The sequence below is a fragment of the Mitsuaria sp. RG genome, assembly GCF_028369275.1.
Classification (GTDB): Bacteria; Pseudomonadota; Gammaproteobacteria; order Pseudomonadales; family Pseudomonadaceae; genus Aquipseudomonas; species Aquipseudomonas peradeniyensis.
Genome location: NZ_JAQMYQ010000011.1, coordinates 48,583 through 73,515, shown reverse-complemented (window position 1 = coordinate 73,515; position 24,933 = coordinate 48,583). Strand labels below are relative to the sequence as shown.

Here is a 24,933-nt window from a genome sequence, read left to right as displayed (position 1 = left end):
TTATTTCCTTAACGTGGTGTTCAACCTTTGTTCAAGCGAGGTGAGGATAGTCTGCAGGGTTTCATTCACCTCATCGTCGTTAAGAGTGCGCGATGGATGTTGCCAGGTCAAGCCGACGGCCAGGCTTTTTCTATCAGGATCAATGCCTTTACCCTGGTAGACGTCAAACAGCCTGAGGTCTGTGAGCCATTCGCCTGCATTGTCACGAATTACTTCAAGCACCGAGCTCGAAGCGACATCACGACCTGCGATCAAGGCCAGGTCACGGCGGGTTTCCGGGAACTTGGACAGCTCGCTGAACTTCGGCAGGCGGCCTTCGACTACATCACCGAGCACCAGCTCGAAGACGAACACCGAGCGGTCGAGGCCGAGGGTCTTGGCCAGCTCCGGGTGGATGGCGCCGAGGTAGCCGACTTCCTTGCCGTCGCGCTCGATGCGGGCGGTCTGGCCGGGGTGCAGGGCTGGGTGCTTGCCGGCGACGAAGCTAAAGTCGCTCAGCGCGCCCGAGTAGCCCAGCAGGGCTTCCACGTCGGCTTTGACGTCGAAGAAGTCGATGCCGTCGCGACCGTTGGCCCAGCCTTCTGGCTGGCGGCTGCCGGTGACGACGCCGGCGATCATCGGCTGCTGCTTGAGGTCACCGAGCTGGCCGACGAAGCGCAGGCCGCTTTCGAACAGGCGCACGCGGTCTTGCTGGCGGTTGAGGTTGTGCTGCATCGCCTTGACCAGGCCCGGCCACAGCGAGGCGCGCATGGCGGCCATGTCGCTGGAGATGGGGTTGGCCAGCAGCAGCGGCTCGACGCCTGGGGTGAACAGCTCGAACAGTTTCGGGTCGATGAAGCTGTAGGTGATGGCTTCCTGGTAGCCGCGGGCGACCAGCAGGCGGCGCAGGTTCGGCAGCTCGCCGCGGGTTTCCGGGCGGGCTTGCGGGGCCAGGCGGGCCTGCGGGTAGCGCACCGGCAGGTTGTTGTAGCCGTACAGGCGGGCCAGCTCTTCGATCAGGTCGACTTCCAGGCTGACGTCGAAGCGGTGGCTTGGAACGGTGACAGTCCACTCCCCTGCCCCATTGGCGCTGGTTTTCAGCTCCAGGGCGTTGAGCAACTGCTCGACCTGGGCGGCGTCCATCTGCATGCCGAGCATCTGGGTGATGCGTTCGGCGCGCAGGGTGATCGGCGCGATGTTCGGCAGGTGCTGCTCGCTCACGGTCTCGACGACCGGGCCTGCTTCGCCGCCGACGATCTCGAGGATCAGGGCGGTGGCGCGCTCCATGGCTTCGCGGGCCAGTTGCGAGTCCACGCCGCGCTCGTAGCGGTGCGAGGCGTCGGTGTGCAGGCCGTAGGAACGGGCCTTGCCGGCGACGGAGATCGGCTCGAAGAAGGCGCTCTCGAGGAACAGGTCGCGGGTCTTCTCGGTGTTGACGCCGCTGTGCTCGCCACCCATCACGCCGGCAATGGCCAGGGCGCGGGTGTGGTCGGCGATCACCAGGGTGTCGGCGCGCAGGGCGACTTCCTGGCCGTCCAGCAGGACGAGCTTCTCGCCCTCCTCGGCCATGCGTACGCGGATGCCGCCGTTGATTTCGGCGAGGTCGAAGGCGTGCATCGGCTGGCCGAGTTCGAGCATCACGTAGTTGGTGATGTCGACGGCGGCGTCGATGCTGCGCACGTCGCTGCGGCGCAGGCGCTCGACCATCCACAGCGGGGTCGGCTTGCTCAGGTCGACGTTGCGGATCACACGGCCCAGGTAGCGTGGGCAGGCGGCCGGGGCGCTGACTTCGACCGGACGCACTTCGTCGTGGGCGGCCGGTACGGCCGGCACCACCGGGCGGGTGACCGGTACGTCGTACAGGGCGCTGACGTCACGAGCCAGACCGGCCAGGGACAGGCAGTCGCCACGGTTCGGGGTCAGGCCGATCTCGATGCTGGCGTCGTCGAGGTTCAGGTACTGACGGATGTCCTGGCCCACCGGGGCGTCGGCGGCCAGTTCCAGCAGGCCGTCGTTCTCTTCGGTGATCTGCAGTTCAGCCGCCGAGCAGAGCATGCCGAACGACTCGACGCCGCGCAGCTTGGCCTTCTTGATCTTGAAGTCGCCCGGCAGTTCGGCGCCGATCATGGCGAACGGGATCTTGATGCCTGGGCGGGCATTGGGGGCGCCGCAGACCACCTGGAAGGTCTCTGCGCCGTTGCTCACCTGGCACACGCGCAGCTTGTCGGCGTCCGGGTGTTGTTCGGTGGTGAGGATCTCGCCCACCACGATGCCGCTGAACTGGCCGGCAGCGGGGGTCACGCTGTCGACTTCGAGGCCGGCCATGGACAGGCGGGCGACCAGTTCGTCACGGGAGACTTGCGGGTTTACCCAACCGCGCAGCCACTGTTCACTGAATTTCATGCTGTTCTCCTGAAAGTTGCGTCGATTGGGCCTAGCGGAATTGAGCCAAGAACCGCAGGTCGTTGTCGAAGAACAGACGCAAATCGTTGACGCCATAGCGCAGCATGGCCAGGCGCTCGGCGCCCATGCCGAAGGCGAAGCCCTGGAACTCTTCCGGGTCGATGCCGGACATGCGCAGCACGTTCGGGTGGACCATGCCGCAGCCCATCACTTCCAGCCAGCCGGTCTGCTTGCAGACGCGGCAGCCTTTGCCGGAACACATCACGCACTGGATGTCGACTTCGGCGGAAGGCTCGGTGAAGGGGAAGAACGACGGGCGGAAGCGCACGGCCAGTTCTTTCTCGAAGAACACCCGCAGGAACTCTTCGATGGTGCCCTTGAGGTCGGCGAAGTTGATGCCGCGGTCGATCAGCAGGCCTTCGACCTGGTGGAACATCGGCGAGTGGGTGATATCCGAGTCGCAACGGTACACACGGCCTGGGCAGACGATGCGGATCGGCGGCTGGGTGCTTTCCATGGTGCGCACCTGGACCGGCGAGGTGTGGGTGCGCAGCAGCATGTTGGCGTTGAAATAGAAGGTGTCGTGCATCGCCCGGGCCGGGTGGTGGCCGGGGATGTTGAGCGCTTCGAAGTTGTGGTAGTCGTCTTCGACCTCGGGGCCTTCGGCGATGCCGTAGCCGATGTGGGTGAAGAACTGCTCGATGCGCTCGAGAGTACGGGTGATCGGGTGCAGCCCACCGGTGGTCTGGCCACGGCCTGGCAGGGTGACGTCGATGCATTCGGCGGCCAGGCGAGCGTTGAGCTCGGCCTCTTCAAAACCGGCCTTGCGTGCGTTGAGCACGTCGGTGACGCGTTCCTTGGCGTCGTTGATCAGCGCGCCAACCTTGGGGCGCTCTTCGGCTGGCAGGTTGCCCAGGGTCTTCATCACCTGGGTCAGCTCGCCTTTCTTGCCGAGGAATTGAACCCGGATCTGTTCCAGGGTAGTGATGTCTTCAGCGCGTTCCACGGCCTCGAGGGCTTGGGCGACCAGCGCGTCCAGGTTTTCCATGTACAGACTCCAGATACGAAAATAGGGGAAGAGCTTTTGAAGGCTCTTCCCCTATCCGATGACGTTTTACACCCGACGGCGCAGGCGCCGCCGGATGATTGTCGTGGGTACTTAAGCCAGTACGGCTTTAGCCTTCTCGACAATCGCAGCAAACGCCGCTTTTTCGTTCACTGCCAGATCGGCCAGAACCTTACGGTCGATTTCGATCGACGCCTTTTTCAGGCCAGCAATCAGACGGCTGTACGACAGACCGTTGGTGCGGGCACCGGCGTTGATACGAGCGATCCACAGTGCGCGGAACTGACGCTTCTTCTGGCGACGGTCGCGGTAGGCGTATTGGCCTGCCTTGATGACCGCTTGCTTGGCAACACGGAATACGCGCGAACGTGCACCGTAGTAACCTTTAGCCAGTTTCAGAATTTTTTTGTGACGCTTACGAGCGATAACGCCGCGCTTAACACGAGCCATGAGTAACTTCCTCTATCTTAACCAGAATTAACGAACGCGCAGCATGCGCTCGACTTTTGCCACGTCAGACGGGTGCAGCAGGCTGGCACCGCGCAGTTGACGCTTACGCTTGGTCGACATTTTGGTCAGGATGTGGCTCTTGAAAGCGTGCTTGTGCTTGAAGCCGGAAGCCGTCTTCAGGAAGCGCTTCGCAGCACCGCTCTTGGTTTTCATTTTTGGCATGTTGGAACTCCGCATTCGAATAAAAATTACACAATAATCATCAGGCCTGCCGTGCCCGGGAGATTACTTCTTCTTTTTGGGGGCGATGACCATCATAAGCTGGCGTCCTTCCATCTTCGGATGCTGCTCAACGGTGCCGTATTCCACGAGGTCAGCTTCGACCCGCTTCAACAGCTCCATGCCCAGCTCCTGGTGGGCCATCTCACGGCCGCGGAATCTCAGAGAGATCTTGGCCTTGTCCCCATCGCTAAGGAAACGTACCAGGTTGCGTAGTTTTACCTGGTAATCCCCTTCTTCCGTCCCTGGACGAAACTTGATTTCTTTGATCTGGATCTGCTTCTGGTTCTTCTTGGCTTCGTTGGCCTGCTTCTTCTTCTCGAAGAGGTGCTTGCCGTAGTCCATCACCTTGCAGACGGGCGGTACCGCGTCTGCAGAGATTTCCACCAGATCCAGCTTCGCTTCATCAGCGATACGCAGCGCTTCATCAATCGAGACGATGCCAATCTGCTCGCCGTCAGCACCAATTAACCGAACCTCGCGTGCCGAGATATTCTCGTTGATCGGGGCTTTCGGTGCAGTTCGTTTATCGTTTCTCATTTCACGCTTAATAGTCATTACTCCGATTCTTGGCGACCACGCCGGGAAACCGCTTGCGACAGCAGCTCAGCGAACTGCGCGACGGGCATCGAGCCCAGGTCTGCGCCTTCGCGGGTGCGCACAGCGACGGTTTGCGTTTCGACTTCGCGATCCCCTATAACCAAAAGATAAGGGACCCGCAGCAACGTATGCTCGCGGATTTTAAAGCCGATCTTCTCATTTCTCAAGTCCGACTTGGCACGGAATCCGCTACCGTTCAGGTCTTTTTCCACCTCGAGGGCGAAATCGGCCTGCTTGTCGGTGATGTTCATGATCACCGCCTGGGTCGGCGCGAGCCAGGCCGGGAACACGCCGGCGTAGTGTTCGATCAGCATGCCGATGAAGCGCTCGAACGAACCGAGGATGGCGCGGTGCAGCATCACCGGGCGCACGCGGCTGTTGTCTTCGGCGATGTAGCTGGCGTCCAGGCGCTCAGGCAGGTTCGGGTCGTACTGCAGGGTGCCGCACTGCCAGTTACGGCCGAGGCAGTCGCGCAGGGTGAACTCGATCTTCGGACCGTAGAACGCGCCCTCGCCCGGTTGGTATTCCCACTCCAGGCCCGACTCGTTCAGGGCGTCGGCCAGGGCGCCTTCGGCGCGGTCCCACAGCTCTTCGGAGCCCACGCGCTTGGCGGGGCGGGTCGAGAGCTTCATGGCGACGTCGGTGAAGCCGAAGTCCTTGTATACGTCCAGGGTCAGCTTGATGAAGTCGGCGGCTTCTTTCTTCACCTGGTCTTCGGTGCAGAAGATGTGCGCGTCGTCCTGCACGAAGCCACGCACGCGCATGATGCCGTGCAGGGCGCCGGACGGCTCGTTACGGTGGCAGGCACCGAACTCGGCCAGGCGCAGCGGCAGGTCGCGGTACGACTTCAGGCCCTGGTTGAACACCTGCACGTGGCACGGGCAGTTCATCGGTTTTACCGCGTAGTCGCGGTTTTCCGACGAAGTGGTGAACATGTTCTCGGCGTAGTTGGACCAGTGGCCGGAACGCTCCCAGAGGATGCGGTCGACGACCTGCGGGGTCTTGATTTCCTGGTAGCCGTTTTCACGCTGGACCTGGCGCATGTACTGCTCGAGCACCTGGTACACGGTCCAGCCGTTGGCGTGCCAGAACACCATGCCTGGTGCTTCTTCCTGCAGGTGGAACAGGTCGAGCTGCTTGCCGATCTTGCGGTGGTCGCGTTTTTCGGCTTCTTCGATGCGCTGGATGTAGGCGGCCAGCTGCTTCTTGTCGGCCCAGGCGGTGCCGTACACACGCTGCAGCTGCTCGTTCTTGGCGTCGCCGCGCCAGTAGGCGCCGCTCAGCTTGGTCAGCTTGAACGCTTTGAGGAAACGGGTGTTCGGCACGTGCGGGCCACGGCACATGTCGACGTATTCTTCGTGGTAGTACAGGCCCATGGCCTGTTCATCCGGCATGTCCTCGACCAGGCGCAGCTTGTAGTCTTCGCCACGCTGGGTGAACACGTCGATGACTTCGGCGCGCGGGGTCATCTTCTTGACGACGTCGTAGTCCGTGTCGATCAGCTGCTGCATGCGCTTTTCGATGGCGGCGAGGTCGTCCGGGGTGAAGGGACGCTCGTAGGCGATGTCGTAATAGAAGCCTTCGTCGATCACCGGGCCGATCACCATGCGGGCGGTCGGGTACAGCTGCTTCACCGCGTGGCCGATCAGGTGGGCGCACGAGTGACGGATGATCTCCAGTCCCTCTTCATCTTTAGGGGTGATGATCTGCAGGGTGGCGTCGTGGTCGATCTTGTCGCAGGCATCGACGAGCTTGCCGTCGACCTTGCCGGCCAGGGTGGCCTTGGCCAGGCCCGCGCCAATCGAGGCGGCGACTTCGGCTACGGATACCGGCTGGTCGAACGTGCGTTGACTGCCATCGGGAAGAGTAATAACGGGCATGGCGCCTCCTCTCCTAGTGGTGACCCCTACCAAAGGTCACGTGGGTTGGGATGAGCCAGTACAAGATCCGCCCTGCCTTTCCCGCGGGAAAGCCTGCCTCACAGTGGCAGAGACCTTTCGGCCTGCCAGGGACGAACCAGAGTGACTGGAAGGTAAAAGTTGCAGGCCGCCAGTGGCGAGCCGCAAGCCGAGCATGCTAGCACGCGGGTTGCACCCGGTCGCAGAAATATTTGGAAATTACGCCGCCGGGGTGAACTTGTGCAGAAAATTTCCTATCAGACCTTCTGAAGCAACCTACTCTTGATGAGACCTTTACCCAAGGAGTGTTCGGTTATGCGACTTCAGTCCCTTCTGGCTGCCTGCGCCGCAAGCGCCCTGCTGCTGCCGCTGGCTGCCAACGCAGGCAATTTTCCCGCCGGCAAGGAGGCGCCCTACATGGCTCAATGCCAACAGGTGGCGAGCGGCCAGGGCGTGGACGCGGCGACGGCGAAGAAGCACTGCGAATGTGGCGCCAAAGTGATCAAGGAGAAATTCACCGACAAGGAAATCAATGACCTCACCACCGCGGAGGATGGCGTTGACGCCAATCTGATGCAGAAGGCCCAGCAGGCAGTACGGGCCACCTGCACCGCAAAATAGGCAGGGTTGACTGGCCATTGCACGCATCTTTTGCGCTGGATCAACATCCTGCGAAGGTAAAAGGCGCTAGATACGCAGAAATGGACTATAGTGTCGTCGGTGCTACTGAAGCTACCGCGACATTGCACCCCGATAAAAAATCATGTTTCTGGAGATTCACCCCATGTCCAATCGCCAAACCGGCACCGTCAAGTGGTTCAACGATGAGAAAGGCTTCGGCTTCATCACTCCTCAAGGCGGCGGCGACGACCTGTTCGTACACTTCAAGGCCATCGAAACCGACGGTTTCAAAAGCCTGAAAGAAGGCCAAACTGTTTCCTTCGTAGCCGAAAAAGGCCAGAAGGGCATGCAGGCCGCGCAGGTTCGTCCGGAGTAATTTTCGGATAGCTGCAAAAAAACCCGCCACTTGTGGCGGGTTTTTTATTGCCTGCCAGAATCACGCAGCACCTTTGTAGGAGCGGCCTCGTGCCGCGAAAGGGCCGCAACGCGGCCCCGGCGATCTGTGTTGTGGCGAAGAACCTGGGGCCGCTTTGCGGCCCTTTCGCGGCGCAAGGCCGCTCCTACAGGGGGCGGCAGCGCCGGGGGATCAACCGCAGTTGACGCGGGTAACCACACCCTTGTCGTCGACATTCAGGTTCAGCCGCTCGGAACGGTATTCCAGGGTGATCATGTCGTGGGGCTTGAGGATGCGCGCCATCTGCGAGCCACTGGCCTTGCGCGCCTGCTCCAGCAGCTCTGGCGAGGCCAGCTTGCCGATGGTGAAGTCGGCGCCACTGGCTTCGCAGCGGCCGTCATTGCCGGCCGGGGTGGCCTGGGCACTGCTGCCGCCCGAGGAGCCACCGGTGCTGCAACCTGCCAGAACGGAAGCCACCAGCAAGGTCGCCAGGGAAGCGCGGGTACGGAACATGAATCCTCCTAAATAAATCCGGGAACTGCCTGATGCGACAATTCCTCCAGGCATTTGTTGCACAACCGCACGATTCTGCCTGACTCGGCCACTTGACGCGAAAGGCAATCGTGACCGGATTTTGCACCGAACCGTCGGTTCGGCCAACTGCGCTCCTTATGCTTAAGTCGCAGGTCCCGTCACGCAAAGGCATGATTTACTGCAAGAAGCGGAGCGCGAAACGCCTCCCCTTCGAACGCCAGGACGCGGTATTCGACCTATCACCAGGCCCCAGCGAGAACCGCCCCATGAGCAGCCACAGCATCGACGCCGATATCAAGGTCAAGTGGGACGAGGGCCAGAGCGCCTACAGCCCGAGGACGCCCGAAGAACTGATGCTGATCGCCGTCGACCTGCTGGTGCGCGACCGCGGTGGTGACGCGGCGCGCAGCTTCATCGAGCAGCTGCTCGAGCGCCACGCGCCGCAGGGGGCTATTTCAATCGAGCCAGGCGGGCGCTGAGCAGGTCGAAGAAGCCCTGGGCGTTGCCCTCCTTGATCCACGTCACGTTGGCCGGTTGCTTGAGCACGCCGTACCAGTCGGCGACGGTCTGGCCGAAGGTCGGGCCTTCGCGGCTGTCGACCACCATGTGCACCTGCCGGCCTTCGAACAGATCCGGCTTGAGCAGGTAGGCAATGACGCTGGCGTCGTGCACCGGGCCGCCGGGCATGCCGTAGTTGTCCATGTCGAACTTGATGTAGGCGTTGAGGATGTCCACCACCAGCTTGCTGGCGTTGTTGTTCACTGCCGCCAGCTGCTTGAGGCGGGCGTCGCTGGTGAGCACCTTGTGGGTGACGTCCAGCGGCAGGTAGGTCAGCTTGACGCCGCTGGCCAGCACCACCTCGGCGGCGTGGGGGTCGGCGAACAGGTTGAATTCGGCAGCCGGGGTGATGTTGCCGCCGTTGAAGTGGGCACCGCCCATCACCACCACTTCCTTGATGCCGTTGACGATCTCGGGCTTCTGGATCAGCGCCAGGGCCAGGTTGGTCTGCGGGCCGAGCATGGCGATGGTGATGCTGTGGGGTTCGGCGCTGCCCAGGGTGTCGATCAGGTACTGCACGGCGTTGCCGTTGGCCAGGGGCTTTTTCGGTTCGTGGACCTTGACGCCGGTCAGGCCTTCCTCGCCGTGGACGTTGGCGGCGTAGATCGGCGCGCGTACCATCGGCCGCCCTGCCCCGGCGTACACCGGGATTTCTTCGCGGCCGGCCCATTCACGGGCCAGGCGGGCGTTGCGCGAGGTCTTTTCCAGGCGCACGTTGCCGGCCACGGTGGTGATGGCGCGGATCTTCAGTTCCTCGGGCGAGGCCATGGCCAGCAGCAGGGCCACCACGTCGTCGGCGCCGGGGTCAGTGTCGATGATCAGGTCGCGGGGCGCGGCCATGACGGCGGTGGCGGCTAGCGCGGACATGAGGACGGCTCCTTGGAGCAGGGATTTGAGGGACATTCAGCACTCCTTGTTGCTAGGGGATGGATTCAACAGGGGCCGCTTTGCGGCCCTTTCGCGGCACAAGGCCGCTCCTACACGAACCGGGTTGCCCCCTCTGTAGGAGCGGCCTTGCGCCGCGATCGAGGGCAAAGCCCTCGCATTCGGTCTAAAAGGTAACGCCAGCCACCAGGGCAATATTGCTATAGGGCTTGCACTCCCCCGTACGCACCACGGCTCGAGCCTGGCGACACAGGGTCTTGAAATCGGCATGGCTGAGCACCTGGCGCTGGCCCAGCTCGCCGCCGGCATGCAGCTGCTCGACCTCGGCCAACCCCGGCGGCAAAGCCTGGAACACCTCTTCGGCCAGCACATGGCGCTCGACCTGCATCTCGCTCAGCACCACACGCAGCACGCTGACAAAGTCCGGGATGCCCGGGGTCAGCGCCAGGTCGATCAGTTCCACGCCCGGCGGCACCGGCAAACCAGCGTCACCGATCACCAGGATGTCACCGTGGCCCAGCCCGGCGATGGTGCGCGACAGGGCGATGTTCAACAGTGGCGTCTTCTTCATGGCGTCAGCTCCCGCAGGTACGGAATCGACGGCTGGGCACCGGCGCGGGTGACGGACAACGCAGCCGCGCGTTGGCCGACGATGATCGCCTGCTCTTCCGGCAGCCCCCGGGCCAGGCCCGCGGCGAACCCGCCGACAAAGGTGTCGCCGGCCGCCGTGGTGTCCACCGCTTCGACCTCCGGCGCCGGAAAGTGGCGACCATCGCCATCATCGACCAGCAGCGCGCCCTGGGCACCGAGGGTGACGATCACCTTGCCCGCACCCATCCTGCGCAGGCGCCGGCCAGCCCGGCGCGCGCTGTCCAGATCGTTGACCGGCAGGCCAGCCAGGGCCTCGGCCTCGCTCTCGTTGGGGATCAGGTAATCGATGTGGGCAAACCATTCCACCGGCAGTGGGCCGCTGGCCGGCGCCGGGTTGAGGATCACCTTCTTGCCCAGCTCGCGGCCACGGGCCAGGGTCCAGGCCACGGTGGCCGTCGGCACCTCCAACTGGCAGATGATCACCTCGGCCTGCTGCAGCAGGCTGTCGAACCGGCGCACCGACTCAGGCCCGAGCAGGCCATTGCCGCCCGGGATGATGACAATGGCGTTCTGGCTGGCGGCATCCACCACGATCAGCGCCACGCCACTGGAGACGCCACTGCACACACCAACGCCCTGGCAGTCGATGCCCTCCACTTCCAGGGCTCGACGCAGCTGCTGGCCATAGGCATCGTCACCGACGTTACCGACCATCGCCACGCTGGCCCCCAGGCGCGCCGCGGCCACGGCCTGGTTGGCACCCTTGCCGCCAGGCACGGTGAAGAAACTTTCGCCGGCCAGGGTCTCGCCGCCCCGGGGCAGGCGCTGGGCGCGGGCCACCAGGTCCATGTTCAGGCTGCCGACCACAACCACCTTGGCATTCATGGGTATTCCTTAACGGTAATCGTTGAACAGGTCCGGGCGCGGCCCGGTGGATTCACGCAAGACGATGCGCGGGGCGACGATGCGCTGCTCGGCGGCGCCGTCGCGCCGCGGCGTGACGATGCGCGACAGCAGCAGGCCGGCGGCGCTCTCGCCCAGCTCGCGGATCGACTGGCCGACGGTGGTCAGCGACGGGTACACGTAGCGGCTCAGCTCGATGTCGTCGAAGCCGATCACCGACAGCTCGCCGGGTACGTCGATATTGCGTTCGGCGGCGGCGCGCAACACGCCGAAGCCGATCATGTCGTTGCCGGCGAAGATCGCCGTGGGCCGCTCGCCATCGAGCAGGCGCGCCGCGGCGGCATGCCCGCCGGGGCTGGTGAAGTCGCTGTGCAGCACATGGCCTGGGGCGATGCGCACATCGGCCTCGGCCATCGCCCGGCGGAAACCGGCCAGGCGCAGCTGGCTGACACCGGTGTCCACCGGGCCGCCGATGGTGGCGATCTCGCGGTGGCCCAGCTCCAGCAGGTGGCGGGTGGCCAGGTAGGCGCCCTGCTCGTGGTCGATGCGCACCAGGTCAGCCTCGACGCCGTCCAGGGCGCGGTCGACGATGACCATCGGCGTGCGCACGCCGCCGAGGCTGTCGAGCAGGTCCTGGTCCTCGCCCACCGAGGCGACGATCAGCCCGTCGATGCGCTTTTCCAGCAGCACGCGCAGGTAGCTGCGCTGCTTCTGCGGGTTGTCGTCGGAGTTGCACAGGATCACGCAGTAGCCGTTGCGCTCGCAGGCATCCTCGATACCCCGGGCCAGCTCGGCGAAGTACGGGTTGACGCTGTTGGGCACCAGCAGGCCGATGGTGGCGGTGCTGCGCGCCTTGAGCGAGCGGGCCACGGCGCTGGGCACGTAGTCGAGCTCGGCGATCGCCGCCTCGACCTTCACCCGCACGTGCTCGCTGACCGGGCGGGTCTTGTTCAGTACATGGGACACGGTGGTGTAGGAAATCCCCGCCAGTGCCGCGACGTCTTTGATGGTTGCCATGGTTTCAGTTCCGCCGGTTCGCGCGCCGGCTGCGGTAAGTGTCGAGTACCACGGCGATGACGATCACCGCCCCGGTGATGATGCGTTTGGTCGGCTCCGAGGCGCCGATCTGGGCCAGGCCGGCGGCCAATACCGAGATGATCAGCACACCGAAGAAGGTGCTGATGACCGAGCCGCGCCCGCCCATCAGGCTGGTGCCGCCGATCACCACGGCGGCGATCACCTGTAGCTCGAGGCCGGAGCCGGCGTTGGGGTCGGCGGCTTCCAGACGGGATATCTGGAACAGCGCGGCGAGGCCGGCGAGCACGCCCATCAGGGCGAACACCAGGATCTTGTACGGGCGCGGGTCGATGCCAGCCAGGCGCACGGCCTCTTCGTTGGTGCCGATGCCGATCAGGTAGCGACCGAACACGGTGCGGGTCAGCACCAGCTGGGCGGCGACGATCACCAGCAAGGCAATGATGAAGGCCGGCGAGATGCCGAAGGCGATGGGGTTGGAGAACCAGGCGAAGGCATCGCCAATGTAGGCAGTACGCGAGTCGGTGAACTGGTAGGCCAGGCCACGGGCCATCTCCAGCACGCCCAGCGAGACGATGAACGAGGGGATGCGCCAGGCCACGGTGATGCTGCCGGTGACGGTGCCGGCCAGCGCCGCCACGGCCATGCCCAGCAGCGCGGCGGGCAGCACGCTCCAGCCCCAGCCGAGGATCGCCACGCTGACCGTCGAGGCGGCCAGGGCCAGCACCGAGCCCACCGACAGGTCGATGCCGCCGATGATCAGGATGAAGGTCATGCCCACCGCCAGCACCATCAGGTCGGGGATCTGGTTGGCCAGGGTGCTGAAGGTGGCGTAGGACAGGAAGTGGCTGCTCAGCATCGAGAACAGCACGATCATCGCCAGCAAGGCGCCGGCCAGGCCCAGGTAGGTACCCAGGCCGAAATAGGTGCCGCTGCGGCGCACGGGCGCGCTGCCCGAAATGTTTGTTGTGGTTTTCATGCGTCCATCCTGGGGGCTGCGTCGTGCAGCAGGGCATCACGTTTCTGGTAGCCGGCGAAGGCGGCGGCAAGCAGTTGGTCCTGGGTCCAATGATCGCGGTCGAAGGTGTCGATCAGGCGTCCGGCGCTGAGCACGGCGATGCGGTCGCAGATCAGCATCAGCTCGCGCAGGTCGCTGGACACCACGACGATGGCCTTGCCCTGACGCGCCTGCTCGGCGAGCAGGCCATAGATGTCGAACTTGGCGCCGACGTCGATGCCACGGGTGGGCTCGTCGAACAGCAGCACCTGGCAGTCGCGCTCCAGCCATCGGCCAATCACCACCTTCTGCTGGTTGCCGCCGGACAGCTCGCCCACGGCCTGGGCGGGGCTGGCGCTGCGGATGCGCATGGCGCCGATCTGGCGCTCGGCCAGTTCGCGCTCAGCGTCGCGGTCGAGCACGCCGGCGCTAGACACGGCGCCGAGGTTGCCCAGGGCGATGTTGGCGCTGATCGACTGGGTCAGCAGCAGGCCTTCGCCCTTGCGGTCCTCGGTGATCAGGGCAATGCCGGCCTTGACCGCGGCCTTGGGCGAATCGATGGTCACCGGCAGCGGCGGCTGGCCGAGGGCGACCTGGCCGCTGTCGGCGCGGTCGGCGCCGTAGATCAGGCGCAGCAGTTCGGTACGCCCGGCGCCGATCAGGCCGGAGATACCGAAGATCTCCCCTGCCCTGACCTCGAACGACACTTCGCGCACCTTGTCGCCACGGCTGAGCTTGTCGACCCTGAGCAGCGGCGCGCCAATGCTGCGCTGGCCGAGGTCGATATGCTCGCCCAGCTCGCGGCCGACCATCAGGTTGACCAGTTGCTCGCTGTTATAGCGCTGGATCGGCTCGGCGCACACCAGCTTGCCGTCGCGCAGCACGGCGATGCGCTGGGCCACGCGCTGCAGCTCTTCGAGGCGGTGGGAAATATAGACGATGGCCACGCCGCGCTGGCGCAGGCGCTCGATCTGGGTGAACAGCAGCTCCACCTCGCGGGCGGTGAGCATGGCCGTGGGTTCGTCGAAGATCAGCACATGGCAGTCGCCGATCAGGTTGCGGGCGATCTCGACCATCTGCTGGTGGCCGATGCCGAGCTCGCCCACGGGAGTGTCCGGGTCGATGGCATCCAGGCCGACTTGGGCCATGGCCGCGCTGGCCAGCTGGCGCAGGCGCTTCTGGTTGACCCAGCCGAGGCGGCTGGGCAGGTTGTCGAGGAACAGGTTCTCGGCCACGGTCAGGGTAGGCAGCAGGTTGAGCTCCTGCATCACCATGCGCACGCCGAGGCGCTCGGCCTCGGCGCGGTTGCCGGGGCTGTAGGGCTGGCCGCGATAGAGCATCTGCCCGGTGGTGGGGAGCTCCAGGCCGCTGATCAGCTTGGACAGGGTCGACTTGCCCGCGCCGTTCTCGCCGGTCAGGGCCAGCACCTCGCCGCCGCGCAGCTCGAGGGTGACGTCGCCGAGCACAGGCTGGGCGTAGGTCTTGCCCAGGCCGCTGACGGCTAGCACGGTTTCATTGGCCGGTACTGACATGGCCATTCTCTCCTAGGTTGGCACAACACCCCTGTAGGAGCGGGCTTGCCCCGCGAAGCAGTCGACGCGGTGCATGGCACCGGCTACGCCGGTGATCGCGGGGCAAGCCCGCTCCTACAGGGATCGCAACATCACTGGGTAATCAGCTCGACCGGCGTCTGGATGACATTGTCGGCATCCACGCCCGGCTGCTCGCCCTTGAGCATCTTCAGCGCCGCCTGGATGCCGAACACCGCCTGCTGGCTGGCCGCCTGGTCGAGGGTCGCGAGCACGCGGCCATCCTTGAGCATCGGCTTGATGGCGTTGATGTTGTCGTAGCCGACCACCTGCACCTGGCCGGTCTTGCCGGCGGCGCGCACGGCCGAGACGGCGCCCAGGGCCATGCTGTCGTTGCCGGCCAGCAGCGCCTTCAGGTCGGGGTATTCGTTGAGCATCGAGGCGGCCACGGCGTTGCCCTTGTCGATCTCCCAGTTGCCCGATTGCACCGAGACGATCTTCATCTGCGCGGCTTGCATGGCGTCCTTGAAACCGGCGGTGCGCTGCTGGGCATTGGTGGTGGTCGGCACGCCTTCGATGATGCCGACCTGGTCACCGGCCTTAAGCTTCTTGGCCAGGTAGTCACCGACCTCACGCGCGCCCTTGCGGTTGTCCGGGCCCACGAACGGCACGCTGATGTTCTTGCTCTTGAGCACGGCGGGGTCGAGGCGGTTGTCGATGTTGATCACGGTGATGCCGGCGTCCATGGCCTTCTTGATCACCGGCACCAGCGCCTTGGAGTCGGCCGGGGCGATGACCAGGGCCTTGGCGCCGGTGGCGATCATCTGCTCGACGATGCGGATCTGGTTGCCGGTGTCGGTCTCGTCCTTGATGCCGTTGGCCACCAGGGTGAAATCGTTGGGGTGGTCTTTCTGGTAGGCCTTGGCGCCGTCTTCCATGGTGCGGAAGAACTCATTGGCAAGGGACTTCATCACCAGGGCGACCTTGGGCGCTTCCTCGGCGTGGGCAGTGGACAGGGAGAAGACCAGCGAGGAGAAAACGGCGAGGGCCAGCGGACGGCCGGGGAACGGCAGTTTCATGGAAATGACTCCGAATCTTGTGGTTTTTATCGGATCGCAAACGTTTGCGGTAAGCAACTATGGAAACAGGCGTCGGTTTTGTCAAATCCATTGCGTAGGCAGCCACAGCTACGCGCGTCGGATTATCCGCAATTCGTCCGAAAAACCGAACACCTTTCCTGCAAAAATTCGGTGATCCGAACACTCGCACCGTCTCTGACCCTCTGGTCGCGTCGAGTACCCCCAGTCAAAACAGGGGTTTCAAGATGAAATACGACGAACGGTAGTTGCTGGTACGAAATCTGCCTTTACCCCAGTGCGACATAACGCACATCTCCTCCAGGAAGAGAGAAGCAGAAATGATGAAAACCGCTATCAAGACCTTCGCACCGAGCGCCCTGGCGCTGCTGCTGGTACTGCCGACCACCGTTTCCGCCAAGGAAGCCGCGCAACAACAGAAACTCGCCAACGTGGTGATCCTCGCCACCGGCGGCACCATCGCCGGCGCTGGCGCCAGCGCGGCCAACAGCGCCACCTACCAGGCGGCCAAGGTAGGCATCGACAAGCTGATCGCCGGCGTGCCAGAGCTGAAGGACCTGGCCAACGTGCGCGGCGAGCAGGTGATGCAGGTCGCCTCGGAAAGCATCGGCAACGACGACCTGCTCAAGCTGGGCAAGCGCGTCGCCGAACTGGCCGACAGCAAGGACGTCGATGGCATCGTCATCACCCACGGCACCGACACCCTGGAAGAGACCGCCTACTTCCTTAACCTGGTAGAGAAGACCGACAAGCCGATCATCGTGGTCGGCTCGATGCGTCCGGGCACCGCGATGTCCGCCGACGGCATGCTCAACCTGTACAACGCCGTGGCCGTGGCCAGCAGCAAGGACGCCCGCGGCAAGGGCGTGCTGGTGACCATGAACGACGAGATCCAGTCCGGTCGCGACGTGAGCAAGGCAGTCAACATCAAGACCGAAGCCTTCAAGAGCCAGTGGGGCCCGCTGGGCATGGTCGTGGAAGGCAAGTCGTACTTCTTCCGCCTGCCAGCCAAGCGCCACACGGTCAACTCCGAGTTCGACATCAAGACCATCAGCAAGCTGCCGGCCGTGGACATCGCCTACGGCTACGGCAACGTGACCGACACCGCCTACAAGGCGCTGGCCCAGGGTGGCGCCAAGGCGATCATCCACGCCGGCACCGGCAACGGTTCGGTGTCGTCGCGCGTAGTACCGGCGCTGCAGGAACTGCGCAAGGAAGGCGTGCAGATCATCCGTTCGTCCCACGTCAACCAGGGCGGCTTCGTGCTGCGCAACGCCGAACAGCCTGACGACAAGAACGACTGGGTCGTGGCCCACGACCTGAACCCGCAGAAGGCGCGGATCCTGGCCATGGTCGCGATGACCAAGACCCAGGACAGCAAGGAGCTGCAGCGGATCTTCTGGGAATATTGATCGGCATGCGCCTCGGGCTGGTGTGTTGAACATACCGGCCCTATCGCGGGGCAAGCCCGCTCCCACGAGAGCCAGACAGGCTTTGTGGGAGCGGGCTGGCCCCGCGATGCTTTCGATGGAACCAATCCCTCTACCACGGTCTTATACGGCTTTCATCCTACCTGCTGTTGCGAAACGGCTTACAGTGAAATACTGTATGCACATACAGCAAAACAAGGAACAGCCCCGTGGCCAAACCCGCCTCCGCGTCGCCAAGCCCTTATGAACTACTGGGTCAGCGCATCCAGAAGATCATCAACAGTCCCACCGCCCAGCGCAGCCGCGCCGCCCTGATCTTCCGCCTGGAGCACGAGTCGCCCGACGACTGGGCAACCCTGCTCGAGGAAATCGCCGAGAACGACAACGTCACCCTCGCCCACCGCGACGATGGCGGCGTGCAGATTTTCTGGACCGTGCCGAAGGAAGACTGACCGCGCATGAGAGTTTCGCTTTTCGCCGCCTGCCTGCTGCTGCTTGCCCCCCTCGCCCACGCCGACGCCCCACGCACCTTCCAGGAGGCCAAGAAGGTCGCCTGGAAGCTGTACGCGCCGCAGTCCACGGAGTTTTATTGCGGCTGCAAGTACAAGGGCAACAAGGTCGACCTGGCCTCCTGCGGCTACGCGCCACGCAAGAACCTCAACCGCGCCTCGCGCATCGAATGGGAGCACATCGTCCCGGCCTGGCAGATCGGCCACCAGCGCCAGTGCTGGCAGGACGGCGGGCGCAAGAACTGCACGCGCCACGACAAGGTCTATCAGCGCGCCGAGGCCGACCTGCACAACCTGGTGCCGAGCATCGGCGAGGTCAACGGCGACCGCAGCAACTTCAGCTTCGGCTGGCTGCCCGAGCAGCATGGCCAGTACGGCAGCTGCCTGACCCAGGTCGACTTCAAAGCCAAGAAGGTCATGCCGCGCCCGTCGATCCGTGGGATGATCGCGCGCACCTACTTCTATATGAGCAAGCAGTACGACCTGAGGCTGTCCAGGCAGGACCGCCAGCTGTTCGAGGCCTGGAACAAGACCTACCCGCCGCAGGCCTGGGAGCTGCAGCGCAACCAGCAGGTGGCGTGCGTGATGGGGCGCGGCAATGAGTTCGTCGGGCCGGTCAACCTCAAGGCCTGCGGCTGAGGCCCCTCAGGCCAGCGTCTGCAGGTAGACGCTGGCCTGCTGGTAACGGCACAGCCGGGCCAGGTCCGCCGGGCCTGGGCAAGGGATGCGCGAGAGATCGCTGTTGTCGGCCAGGTCGGCCAGCTTGACCTGGCGCGCCAGGGGGTCGACGCCCAGGCGGATGACGAAGGCCTCGTAGCTCTCGCCTTCGCGACGGCTAAGCGCCAGCAGCGCGGCGAGGATCTTCAGCGGGAAACCTTCACGGGCGAGGTCGGACAGGGTCAGCGGGGTGTCTTCCAGCACATCGTGCAGTACCGCGACGATGCGTTGCTCCGGGGTGATCACCCGTTCCATCACCCGCAACGGGTGAAGGATGTACGCCGCACCGCCTTTGTCGAACTGCCCTTCATGTGCCTTGATGGCCATCGCAATGGCCCGCTCCAGCGTCGCCATGAGGCGCTCCCCCATTCAACCCCCACAGTAGACAGCATAGCTGCTGCTGCACGGGCTGGCCGGGAAGCAACTCCGCCTGTTCTGACGCCATCGCGGGACAAGCCCGCTCCTACAGGGATTTATATGGCCGTCGCGATCAGCGCTTGACGCCGTGCTGGATGACGATCGAGTCGGTGCCCAGCTTGGCCATTACCTCGGCCTTGCGCGCATCAGCCTCGGCCTTGGCCGGGAACGGGCCCATCAGCACCACCGGCTTGCCATCGCGGTACTCGACCCAGGACGGAATGCCCTTCTCGATCAAACGGGCAGTCATGTCGGTCAGGGCGCCCATGTTCGGCCCCTGAATCACCTCGACGTCCCAGCCCTCCGGCGCCGGCTGGTCGGCCAGCGCCTCGGCGCGGCGCTGCAGGTCGGCACCGCCGCAGATCTCGCGGATGCGCAGGTTGTTGCCGGTTTCGTCGATGAGGATTTCGTACTGGCCGTCATGCTTGATCGCCACGTAGCTGCGATAGGCCTGGTACTGCCCGGCGTCGTCCTTGCCGCGCACCTGGCCGCAGATAGAGCCCTGAGTGTCGAAACGCACGTTGGCGAACTTGGCCGTCTTGGGGTTGTTCAGGTGCTCGGCCACCTGCTTGTGCACGCCTTCGACCTCGTTGTTACAACCCGCCAGGGCCAACACCGCCATTACCACCGCCAGTTTGCGCACGCCTGTACCTCCAGATTCGAAGGGGCGGATTCTAGCATGGCCGGGAACATCCCCTCATGGCACTTCTGTCGCAGGCTTTGTCTGTTGCCTGTGGCCCTCGACCTGGCCGAAGATGTCGCCGCGCCACAATGGACAGACAGCGACACAAGGACCTCAGGTTGGAACCTTCAAACGCCACAGCCACCCCTGCCAGCACGCCCGAACTGCCGCAAGAGTGGCCCACGCACCTGCAGCCCGAAGCCAGCATCAGCCCCGACACGCGCATCTACCCGCGTACGACCTTCGTGCTTGATTTCGCGATGCCGGCGGAATCCTTCGAACAGCTGTGCTGGTGGCTGCTGAGCAAGGAACAACCGCTTGGCGGCTGCCACCGTCTCGGGAAAAGCGGCACCCGGCAAGGCGGCATCGACCTGTTCGCCCATGACGAAGAAAGCCCCGACCGACTCAACGTCTTCGAATGCAAGGCCTGGAAGGACTTCACCAGCAGCGAGCTGACGGGCGCCATCGATGCCTTCCTGAATGGCCCCTGGCCTTCGCTCACGCGCTCGTTCACCCTGATCCTGGCGCAGCGCGAGATCGGCACGCTGGCCAGTCGCTGGATCAATGAGAAACAGCGCCTGAAAGCGGCAGGCATCGAAGGGCGGCTGTGGACCGCCCATGAGCTGACGCAGAAACTGCAGCATCACCCCGACGTGCTGTCGAAGTTCTTCCCAGGCGCGCATATCGAGACGTTCGGCAACCTGTGGATGGAACGCGTGGGGTTCTCAGAGCTGGTTGCCAAATCCATCTTCGACCCGCGCCCCTACGTGGCACGCAAAGCCAGGGCATTCGTCGAACGCCCCGGCAGGCTGAGCGACCACCTGGCCGCCGCCAGGCATGCGCCCGATAGCGCCTGCAGCCCCGATGCCTTCACCCGCATCGGCCATCACGGCCGCCACTGGTACTACCGCGGCCCCTGGTTTTCGCTGAGCGTGTTCCTGCCGGACCTGACCTCGTCCCGCGCCACCGCCGCCTTCGACTTCCACCAGCACGACCTGCGCGGCGTGACCATCACCGTCAGCCACGAATGGCTGCTCGAGCGCTTTCTGTTTGCCAGCGGCGCGCCACTGGACAGCCAGTCGCGCCCGTTCATCGTCGGGCTGATGCCAGGCGACAAGGACCGTTACCTGATCGACCTGCCCAACAGCCGCCTGATACTCGAAGAACCCGTGGTCCAGGCACTCGCCGATGTCGCCGACGCGCTCACGGTGGTGATGCGCGACACCTTGCAGGCACTGGAACGCAGCCTGTCCGCCAGCGGATTTGCGTTTATCGCCCACGGTGGCTCGCACCGGGTGAAGATCGGCTCGCTGCGCAAGCACGCCTGGCGCTACATCGCCCGCTTCTGCGAGGCGCACGACTACGCCGCAGGCACAAGCCCCTGGCACATGTTCGACGCCCACCCGAGCATGCTCAAGCCCTGCCACGCACAGGCAACCGACCGCCACGACAGCGGATACCACGCGCTGATCACCACCCATACGTCGACCGACGCGTTTTCCAGCGATTGGCTGGACCTGCTGTGGACGCCCCACGACCTCAGCGAACGCGAACCCTCGTCCAGAGGCTGGTGGCCCTGCCAGGACACCCTGGACTGGCTCGACCAGGAACTGCTGCCCGAGGTCAGGCGCTGGACCTGGGAGCGCGAATTCGGCTCACGCTGGCGCAGATTGCGCTACGCCAGGGAGGCTCGCAACTTCGCAGGCTATCTGGATTATCTGCTGACGATCGGGGATGTGCGCGAACGAGCACTGGTAGAACAAGGCAACTGGCAGGCGGACCTGCCGCACGCCATCAACCGACTCGAGCGCTACTATGCAGGCCGCTCGGCAGGACACATCGACAAGGAAGATGTCGTCAACCTGTACCGCGCAGTCGCCATGATGGCAGGCCACAAGCGAGGGCTGCCCAGGTATCTTGCCCGGTCGCTGAGCCTGGAACCGACAGACGATCACGAAGCGCTGATGGCATCGATCCACCGCCACATCGAGACGTCACAAACCGTCGTCAACAATACAGTGGTCGAATATGCGCTGAAGGCCCTGGGCGCTCAGTTCGACGGCCCAGACTGTCCTTTGCAGCCCGATGAACGCCAGCAGATGCTGGACTGGTTGCTGCCGCTTGCCCATACGTGCGATGACGGTGCACTGGTGCGACGCCACAGCAGCAAGCGCTGAGACCGCACCGGGGCGTCTTTTCCTGCGCAAAACAAAAAGGGCGATCCTTGCGGATCGCCCTCTTCTGATTTGGTAGGCACAATTGGACTCGAACCAACGACCCCCACCATGTCAAGGTGGTGCTCTAACCAACTGAGCTATGTGCCTGTCGTGTGGTGCGCATATTAGTGATCGAATGCGTACCTGTAAAGCGTTTTTTTCAAAAAAATCAAAAACTTTGCGAAACTGCTTAATGCCAGCCCTGCCAGGCGACGCAATCCCTGTAGGAGCGGCCTTGTGCCGCTCCTACAGGGGCCGTGCATGGCCGTAGAGCGCCAGAATGCAAAAAGGGCGATCCTTGCGGATCGCCCTCTTCTGATTTGGTAGGCACAATTGGACTCGAACCAACGACCCCCACCATGTCAAGGTGGTGCTCTAACCAACTGAGCTATGTGCCTGTCGTGTGGGGCGCATTCTACCCGATCCAGATACCCTGTCAACACTTTTTTTCACGCTAAGCTACTGAATCTTAAACTATTTATAGGAAGGCCAGGTTTCAGGGGGGCGTAAAGGATTTTCACCGGACGACTAGCGGGTGTTTATTATTATTGATAGCATCGGTACATTCGTTAAAAATATAAAACACGAGGTTCCTCGAGCATGGCTAACACCCCCTACCCCCAGTCCTACTACGCCGCCTCGGCCAACCCGGTGCCGCCACGTCCGGCGCTGCAGGGTGAGGTGGAAACCGATGTGTGCATCATCGGCGCCGGCTACACCGGCCTGTCCAGCGCCCTGTTCCTGCTGGAGAACGGCTTCAAGGTGAGCATCGTCGAGGCCGCCAAGGTCGGTTTCGGCGCTTCGGGCCGCAACGGCGGCCAGATCGTCAACAGCTACAGCCGCGACATCGACGTCATCGAACGCACCGTCGGCCCCAAGCAGGCGCAACTGCTGGGCCAGATGGCCTTCGAAGGCGGGCGTATCATCCGTGAGCGCGTGGCCAAGTACGACATCCAGTGCGACCTGAAGGACGGCGGCGTGTTCGCCGCGCTGACCAGCAAGCAGATGGGCCACCTGGAATCGCAAAAACGCCTGTGGGAGCGCTTCGGCCACAACCAGCTGGAACTGATGGACCAGAAGCGCATCCGTGAAGTGGTGGCTTGCGACAGCTATATCGGCGGCATGCTCGACATGAGCGGCGGCCACATCCACCCGCTGAACCTGGCCCTGGGCGAAGCCGCCGCGGTCGAGTCGCTGGGCGGCATCATTTATGAGCAAACCCCCGCCGTGCGCATCGAGCGTGGCGCCAACCCTGTCGTGCATACCCCGCAGGGCAAGGTCCGCGCCAAGTTCATCATCGTCGCAGGCAACGCCTACCTGGGCAACCTGGTACCGGAACTGGCGGCCAAGTCGATGCCGTGCGGCACCCAGGTGATCACCACCGAGCCGCTGGGCGACGAGCTGGCGCGCACCCTGCTGCCGCAGGACTACTGTGTCGAGGATTGCAACTACCTGCTCGACTACTACCGCTTGACCAGCGACAAGCGCCTGATCTTCGGCGGTGGCGTGGTGTACGGCGCGCGCGACCCGGCGAACATCGAGGCGATCATCCGTCCGAAGATGCTCAAGGCCTTCCCGCAGCTGAAGAACGTCAAGATCGACTACGCCTGGACCGGCAACTTCCTGCTGACCCTGTCGCGTCTGCCGCAGGTCGGTCGTATCGGCGACAACATCTATTACTCCCAGGGTTGCTCGGGTCACGGCGTGACCTACACCCACCTGGCGGGCAAGGTGCTGGCCGAGGCCCTGCGCGGCCAGGCCGAGCGCTTCGACGCGTTCGCCGGCCTGCCGCACTACCCGTTCCCGGGTGGCCAGATGCTGCGTGTGCCGTTCAGCGCCATTGGTGCCTGGTACTACAGCCTGCGCGATCGTCTGGGCTTCTAAGACAGTTCGGGGCCGCTTTGCGGCCCTTTCGCGGCACAAGGCCGCTCCTACAGGGGATCGCATTCTTCTGTAGGAGCGGCCTTGTGCCGCGAAAGGGCTGCAAAGCAGCCCCGGCAAGTCCAAGTCGGACGCCAATTATCAACATATTGAAAGGGCTGGGTCTCAATTCCCGAGACTGGTGACCGCCTGCTTCGCCGCGATCTCCTGCCCGGCACGGGCCAGCTCGTCCGCCGCCTGCAACCAACGCTGGCGATCCACCTGGGCCGGCAGTTGCCGTGGCGACTGCAGCAGCACCGCCCAATTGCCCTCCTTGGCCCACGCCGACTCGAAATCATCGAAGGCCATCAACTGGCGCCGATGCATCCCTGAGCGCAGCAGCACCCGCTGCTTGTAGCGGTCGTAGCCGATCAGCACCGCATAGCGCGGCTCGCTCCACCAGGCCGAACCTTCCTGATAACGCAGCAGCACCGGATAGCCGGCGGCCACTTGCGCAAGCAGCGCGTCCAGGTGCTTGTCCAGCGGGTAGACCACCCGACCGTACTCGCGGGCTACCCGGGGAATGCCGGTGTCCAGCGATTCGGCGGCCTTGGGCAGGCCCAGCGCCTTGTCGAGCAGGCCCGGGGTGATCGGCGCGCCCTGTTGCGACAGCACCGCAGCCAGGGCCATCGAGCCGCTGTGGTTGGCGTTGCCGCGATAGAACGGCACGCTGCTGATCTCGACCCGCTGTGGCAGGCCCTTGAGCGCAGCCGGCGGCGTGCCGGCGCAGCCAGACAGGGTCGCCGCCACCAGGCAGGCGACCAGCAGGCGACGTGGGCCCAGGGCCCGAAACTTGGAGAGCTTTTGCAACGTGGACACTCGCTTGTTCCGCGGCCAGGCAGGCGGCGCCCGACCAAGAACCCCGATCATAGGATGCCGGCGTCCGCGGGTATAGCCCGGCGCGGTCTTGGAACGAAACGGCCCAAGGACTAGACCTTCGGTCAATGGAACGTCACAGCCGACAGGCTAGACTGAAGCTGTGTCTGGATGGCGAGCACGGCTCGCCAGAGAGAAGGAGGCACACATGAGCCTGACAATGGCAATTCTCGTGTTGGTCGGCATGTGGCTCAGCGTCGCGGCGGCCATGCTCTGGGGGGTGTTGCGCATCGTGCGCCGGCATTCCCATCCTCACCACCTGCCCCCACAGGCCGTGGCCAAGGCCCCATCGGTGCGCCGTGCCCGGCGCCATGCCGGGGCGCATTGACAGCATCTACAAACGTCGA

The 24,933-nt window shown here is 64.0% G+C and carries 26 protein-coding genes and 2 tRNA genes; 9 read left to right on the top strand and 19 right to left on the bottom strand.

What is annotated here, in order from left to right:
* The 6 genes from pheT to thrS all read right to left on the bottom strand — a co-directional run bounded on the left by pheT (position 1) and on the right by thrS (position 6,657).
* Positions 1-2,382 (bottom strand): phenylalanine--tRNA ligase subunit beta, encoded by a 2,382-nt coding sequence (pheT, locus tag POF53_RS08955; protein ID WP_498967333.1) that lies wholly within the window; start codon positions 2,380-2,382, stop codon positions 1-3.
* A 31-nt stretch (positions 2,383-2,413) separates the two neighbouring features.
* Complete coding sequence (gene pheS, locus POF53_RS08950) at positions 2,414-3,430, bottom strand: phenylalanine--tRNA ligase subunit alpha (RefSeq protein WP_028691467.1); 1,017 nt, start codon at positions 3,428-3,430, stop codon at positions 2,414-2,416.
* A gap of 111 nt (positions 3,431-3,541) precedes the next feature.
* Complete coding sequence (gene rplT / locus POF53_RS08945; RefSeq protein ID WP_003250671.1) at positions 3,542-3,898, bottom strand: 50S ribosomal protein L20; 357 nt, start codon at positions 3,896-3,898, stop codon at positions 3,542-3,544.
* A 27-nt stretch (positions 3,899-3,925) separates the two neighbouring features.
* Complete coding sequence (gene rpmI, locus POF53_RS08940) at positions 3,926-4,120, bottom strand: 50S ribosomal protein L35 (RefSeq protein WP_003250667.1); 195 nt, start codon at positions 4,118-4,120, stop codon at positions 3,926-3,928.
* 63 nt (positions 4,121-4,183) lie between these two features.
* On the bottom strand, positions 4,184-4,735 hold the full coding sequence (gene infC, locus POF53_RS08935; RefSeq protein WP_172670897.1) for a translation initiation factor IF-3: 552 nt from the start codon (positions 4,733-4,735) through the stop codon (positions 4,184-4,186).
* A complete protein-coding gene (gene thrS / locus POF53_RS08930) occupies positions 4,735-6,657 on the bottom strand; it encodes a threonine--tRNA ligase (protein ID WP_232857146.1) in 1,923 nt (640 codons plus the stop codon). The genes infC and thrS overlap by 1 nt, the downstream gene beginning before the upstream one ends.
* Positions 6,658-6,990: 333 nt before the next feature.
* Between thrS and POF53_RS08925 the strand changes: the two genes are divergently transcribed.
* Both POF53_RS08925 and POF53_RS08920 read left to right on the top strand, forming a co-directional pair.
* Complete coding sequence (locus POF53_RS08925) at positions 6,991-7,296, top strand: hypothetical protein (protein WP_110738971.1); 306 nt, start codon at positions 6,991-6,993, stop codon at positions 7,294-7,296.
* 163 nt (positions 7,297-7,459) lie between these two features.
* Entirely contained in the window at positions 7,460-7,672 is a 213-nt protein-coding gene (locus POF53_RS08920; protein WP_007956027.1) for a cold-shock protein, read from the top strand.
* Positions 7,673-7,882: 210 nt separating this feature from the next.
* On the opposite strand, the gene POF53_RS08915 is transcribed toward POF53_RS08920, so the two are convergent.
* Positions 7,883-8,203: an I78 family peptidase inhibitor gene (locus tag POF53_RS08915; protein WP_186732542.1), complete on the bottom strand. Its 321-nt coding sequence runs from the start codon at positions 8,201-8,203 to the stop codon at positions 7,883-7,885.
* 287 nt (positions 8,204-8,490) lie between these two features.
* Between POF53_RS08915 and POF53_RS08910 the strand changes: the two genes are divergently transcribed.
* Positions 8,491-8,703 carry a hypothetical protein gene (locus POF53_RS08910; protein ID WP_475858170.1) on the top strand — a complete coding sequence of 71 codons (213 nt, stop codon included), beginning with the start codon at positions 8,491-8,493 and terminating at the stop codon, positions 8,701-8,703.
* Here the strand turns inward: POF53_RS08910 and POF53_RS08905 are convergent.
* The 7 genes from POF53_RS08905 to POF53_RS08875 all read right to left on the bottom strand — a co-directional run bounded on the left by POF53_RS08905 (position 8,675) and on the right by POF53_RS08875 (position 15,801).
* On the bottom strand, positions 8,675-9,649 hold the full coding sequence (locus POF53_RS08905) for a nucleoside hydrolase (protein WP_498967327.1): 975 nt from the start codon (positions 9,647-9,649) through the stop codon (positions 8,675-8,677). The two genes, POF53_RS08910 and POF53_RS08905, sit on opposite strands and share 29 nt — an antisense overlap.
* Positions 9,650-9,833: 184 nt before the next feature.
* On the bottom strand, positions 9,834-10,238 hold the full coding sequence (gene rbsD / locus POF53_RS08900) for a D-ribose pyranase (RefSeq protein ID WP_232857150.1): 405 nt from the start codon (positions 10,236-10,238) through the stop codon (positions 9,834-9,836).
* On the bottom strand, positions 10,235-11,143 hold the full coding sequence (gene rbsK / locus POF53_RS08895; protein WP_254464798.1) for a ribokinase: 909 nt from the start codon (positions 11,141-11,143) through the stop codon (positions 10,235-10,237). Before rbsK ends, rbsD begins: the two co-directional genes overlap by 4 nt.
* Positions 11,144-11,152: 9 nt before the next feature.
* The gene (locus POF53_RS08890; RefSeq protein ID WP_203647250.1) at positions 11,153-12,178 is read right to left on the bottom strand and encodes a LacI family DNA-binding transcriptional regulator; all 1,026 of its coding nucleotides are present in this window, start codon (positions 12,176-12,178) and stop codon (positions 11,153-11,155) included.
* Between the two features lie 4 nt (positions 12,179-12,182).
* On the bottom strand, positions 12,183-13,175 hold the full coding sequence (locus tag POF53_RS08885; protein WP_254464796.1) for an ABC transporter permease: 993 nt from the start codon (positions 13,173-13,175) through the stop codon (positions 12,183-12,185).
* Positions 13,172-14,725 carry a sugar ABC transporter ATP-binding protein gene (locus POF53_RS08880; protein WP_498967323.1) on the bottom strand — a complete coding sequence of 518 codons (1,554 nt, stop codon included), beginning with the start codon at positions 14,723-14,725 and terminating at the stop codon, positions 13,172-13,174. Before POF53_RS08880 ends, POF53_RS08885 begins: the two co-directional genes overlap by 4 nt.
* Positions 14,726-14,856: 131 nt before the next feature.
* Positions 14,857-15,801 (bottom strand): sugar ABC transporter substrate-binding protein, encoded by a 945-nt coding sequence (locus POF53_RS08875; RefSeq protein ID WP_203647253.1) that lies wholly within the window; start codon positions 15,799-15,801, stop codon positions 14,857-14,859.
* Between the two features lie 341 nt (positions 15,802-16,142).
* Here POF53_RS08875 and POF53_RS08870 point away from each other — a divergent pair, with 341 nt between their 5' ends.
* The 3 genes from POF53_RS08870 to POF53_RS08860 all read left to right on the top strand — a co-directional run bounded on the left by POF53_RS08870 (position 16,143) and on the right by POF53_RS08860 (position 18,397).
* Positions 16,143-17,231: an asparaginase gene (locus POF53_RS08870; protein ID WP_050705237.1), complete on the top strand. Its 1,089-nt coding sequence runs from the start codon at positions 16,143-16,145 to the stop codon at positions 17,229-17,231.
* A 227-nt stretch (positions 17,232-17,458) separates the two neighbouring features.
* Positions 17,459-17,701 carry a DUF1654 domain-containing protein gene (locus POF53_RS08865; protein ID WP_050705218.1) on the top strand — a complete coding sequence of 81 codons (243 nt, stop codon included), beginning with the start codon at positions 17,459-17,461 and terminating at the stop codon, positions 17,699-17,701.
* Between the two features lie 6 nt (positions 17,702-17,707).
* Positions 17,708-18,397: an endonuclease gene (locus POF53_RS08860; RefSeq protein WP_050705217.1), complete on the top strand. Its 690-nt coding sequence runs from the start codon at positions 17,708-17,710 to the stop codon at positions 18,395-18,397.
* Between the two features lie 6 nt (positions 18,398-18,403).
* Here the strand turns inward: POF53_RS08860 and POF53_RS08855 are convergent, their stop codons facing one another.
* Positions 18,404-18,829, bottom strand: coding sequence for a bifunctional (p)ppGpp synthetase/guanosine-3',5'-bis(diphosphate) 3'-pyrophosphohydrolase (locus tag POF53_RS08855; RefSeq protein ID WP_203647254.1), 426 nt, complete (start codon positions 18,827-18,829; stop codon positions 18,404-18,406).
* Positions 18,830-18,965: 136 nt separating this feature from the next.
* The gene (locus POF53_RS08850) at positions 18,966-19,535 is read right to left on the bottom strand and encodes an SPOR domain-containing protein (protein ID WP_203647255.1); all 570 of its coding nucleotides are present in this window, start codon (positions 19,533-19,535) and stop codon (positions 18,966-18,968) included.
* 158 nt (positions 19,536-19,693) lie between these two features.
* On the opposite strand from POF53_RS08850, the gene POF53_RS08845 reads away from it, so the two are divergent.
* Entirely contained in the window at positions 19,694-21,751 is a 2,058-nt protein-coding gene (locus tag POF53_RS08845) for a hypothetical protein (RefSeq protein WP_232857154.1), read from the top strand.
* Positions 21,752-21,821: 70 nt separating this feature from the next.
* Here POF53_RS08845 and POF53_RS08840 read toward each other — a convergent pair.
* Together POF53_RS08840 and POF53_RS08835 are read right to left on the bottom strand one after the other, a co-directional pair.
* Positions 21,822-21,898, bottom strand: a tRNA-Val gene (locus POF53_RS08840).
* Positions 21,899-22,111: 213 nt separating this feature from the next.
* Positions 22,112-22,188 (bottom strand) — tRNA-Val (locus tag POF53_RS08835).
* Between the two features lie 202 nt (positions 22,189-22,390).
* On the opposite strand from POF53_RS08835, the gene POF53_RS08830 reads away from it, so the two are divergent.
* Complete coding sequence (locus POF53_RS08830) at positions 22,391-23,674, top strand: NAD(P)/FAD-dependent oxidoreductase (protein WP_203647257.1); 1,284 nt, start codon at positions 22,391-22,393, stop codon at positions 23,672-23,674.
* A 162-nt stretch (positions 23,675-23,836) separates the two neighbouring features.
* On the opposite strand, the gene POF53_RS08825 is transcribed toward POF53_RS08830, so the two are convergent.
* A complete protein-coding gene (locus POF53_RS08825) occupies positions 23,837-24,529 on the bottom strand; it encodes a hypothetical protein (RefSeq protein ID WP_498967319.1) in 693 nt (230 codons plus the stop codon).
* Between the two features lie 205 nt (positions 24,530-24,734).
* Between POF53_RS08825 and POF53_RS08820 the strand changes: the two genes are divergently transcribed.
* The gene (locus POF53_RS08820; RefSeq protein ID WP_203647259.1) at positions 24,735-24,914 is read left to right on the top strand and encodes a hypothetical protein; all 180 of its coding nucleotides are present in this window, start codon (positions 24,735-24,737) and stop codon (positions 24,912-24,914) included.
* Positions 24,915-24,933: the final 19 nt, after the last annotated feature.